Annotated in this window: 1 protein-coding gene; it reads right to left on the bottom strand. The window is 63.8% G+C overall.

Annotated features, from left to right (window positions below; translation table 11 throughout):
- Window positions 1–132: 132 nt before the first annotated feature.
- Window positions 133–381 (bottom strand): secondary thiamine-phosphate synthase enzyme YjbQ (locus A3736_RS08560; RefSeq protein WP_197465556.1); only part of this gene is annotated, 249 nt, incomplete at its 5' end.

Consider the following 381-nt stretch of genomic DNA (forward strand, 5'->3'; position numbering starts at 1 on the left):
TGCTCGACAGGATCTCGTGTTCCGGAATCTCCGCCGCCTCGAACTGGAGGAGGACGTCGGTCGGCCGGTCGAGGCAGAACGCGAAACGGGTATGGATGGAGATACTCACGCTCTCCTTACGCGTGAGGGGGATTAGGGTTTCGCTAATTCGTCCGGTCGATCGCCGGAAAGATGGAGCGCGATCTCGCGAGTATGCGGCCGGGCCCGGTGTTCGACGAGAAAGATGCCCTGCCATGTGCCGAGCGCCAGACGACCGCCCACCACCGGAACTGCCAAGGAAACGCCCGTCAGCGCCATCTTGAGATGGGCGGGCATATCGTCCGGCCCCTCATCGTCGTGGTCGTAATCGGGGCCTTCAGGCGCGATGCGGTCCAGCCAGGC

Origin of the sequence: Erythrobacter sp. HI0063, assembly GCF_001635685.1 — a bacterium.
Classification (GTDB): Bacteria; Pseudomonadota; Alphaproteobacteria; order Sphingomonadales; family Sphingomonadaceae; genus Qipengyuania.